Source organism: Verrucomicrobiota bacterium (genome assembly GCA_037139415.1).
In the GTDB taxonomy this organism is placed as follows: Bacteria; Verrucomicrobiota; Verrucomicrobiia; order Limisphaerales; family Fontisphaeraceae; genus JBAXGN01.
Window position 1 is genome coordinate 1 of the sequence record JBAXGN010000371.1, and the last position, 1,906, is coordinate 1,906.

Below are 1,906 nucleotides of genomic sequence, written 5' to 3' on the forward strand. Positions count from 1 at the left end.
CCGGACCAGATGCAACTCGCCCCGGTCCAGCAATTCCCACTGCACCGTTTCCCCCAGTTCCAGCCCGATGGTAAGTGAGTTTTAACCCGTGTTTACCGTACTGGAATGCACTTTTGGTGCCGGTGGTCGGACTCGAACCGACACGACTTTTTATGGTCCCAGGATTTTAAGTCCTGTGCGTCTGCCATTTCGCCACACCGGCTATCGTTATAGAACAACTGCTTAGGCAAGTTGTCGCACCGTCAAACTTGATTCAGTGTTGCCTTATATAACTACTGGTCGCCCCAAGGCGGAGCGCTTGTAATGCCAAGTGATGTCACCTCGAAAACGGGTCAGCGTCAAGTTCATAACACCAATTTTGCTAAAGTGTTTCGAGCGGTTCAAATAATGATGTAGCGCTGAAAGCCGGAGCTGCTCACGGTCCTGCCGGGCAGAATATCAGCACCGACTGACGTCGAGCGGCTACGTAATTTATGGAAATGCTATCAGGGAGCAAGCAGCCGATCGCCGCCTGGGTGCGTACCGGGAGGTTGTCCGACTCAAGCTGAATCTTCAATTTTCAGAGGTTAGTCCAGCACCGCAATTCTGAAGCCCACATTGTACACTTTCTGCCAGGCGGGATAATCGAGGCGGGAACTGGCTCGCGATTCTTTGGGCCGTTCGGACCAGGAACCGCCGCGAACGGCTTTGAGGCCAGTGGAAGTGGCATCGTTCATGGCCAGCCCTGACGAATAGGGATAAGGGCGGTAATCATCCAAGGTCCATTCCGCCACGTTGCCAATGAGGTCGTGAATCCCCCAGGCATTGGGCTGATACCGGCCAACCTCGGCCAGCATCAGCACGCCGTCGTTAAACCGCGATTCTTTGGGCAGGTAATCCCAGAATTTATCCGCGTTTTTGATCGGCTTCGGGTCCACGCCTTTGACCGCCATCTGACTGAGCGAGGCATCCGCCAGGTTTGCGAAGGTGGAAAAATCAGAATCCAACCCGCCATAAAAGAACGGCGTGGCGGAACCAGCGCGGGCCGCCCATTCCCACTGCGCCTCGGTGGGCAACGTCACCTGCTTGCCCGTGCGTTGCGAAAGCCAGCGGCAAAATCCCATCGCCTGGTTCCAGGAAACCCGGATGACCGGCAGGTTCGGCGAATCCATCAGGTAGCCCGGGCGCACCTGGTCTTTGTAATGCTGGTCATAATATCCGTTGCGATGGACCGGATCAAATTGCTGGTACTGCCGCAATGTTATCTCGGTGACGCCCACGCAAAAAGGCCGGCTGATTTTCACCTTTGACTCAGGGTATTCGTTGCTGTCTCCCGCGACATCCCCCATGACAAACTCCCCGGCGGGGATGCGCTTAAGCCGGATCACTTCGCCTCCGCCCAAGTCCAGTTGGGTATCCACCGGGCTGAGGGCGGCCTGCTTTTGCTGAGCACTGGCCGGGCTGAACGGCCAGCCCGCCAGGGTAATCGGCGCGGGCCGGGGCGGCAAAGGCTGGGGCTTCACAAACGCTGGACGATTCTGCAGGGGCGGTAAGGCTTCGATGTCTTCATCCACCCCGGCATCCGTCCGCTTGCATTCCCGGCGGCGGGCTTCAAAGTCGTTGGGAATTTTATGGCCTTCGCTGAAGGAACCGTAAGCCGGCACATTCAGGTCAATCCAGGTCACCAGACGATCCCATGCTTCATCGCTCAGTTTCACGTTGTAATGGTTTTTCCTCAGCATTTGCACCAGCAGGCTGGTATGGACGTGAAATTCCAACGGCGTGAGCGTGTGATAATCCCCCTCGGGCCCGTTGCGGCGCACATACGGATGCAATTCGGTGTATGACTTGGGCAGGCTGGTGATGCCGCCGCTAGCCCCAGTTTACGAGTTAGCATAGTCGTTTTTCTGTAAGCTGTTTTGGTTTA

General features: G+C 56.4%; 1 protein-coding gene and 1 tRNA gene. Both read right to left on the bottom strand.

The features are described from left to right. Positions 1 to 114 precede the first annotated feature (114 nt). A tRNA-Leu gene (locus tag WCO56_29760) sits at positions 115 to 202 on the bottom strand. Positions 203 to 566: 364 nt separating this feature from the next. After that, a complete protein-coding gene (locus WCO56_29765; protein ID MEI7733789.1) occupies positions 567 to 1,802 on the bottom strand; it encodes an SUMF1/EgtB/PvdO family nonheme iron enzyme in 1,236 nt (411 codons plus the stop codon). Positions 1,803 to 1,906: the final 104 nt, after the last annotated feature.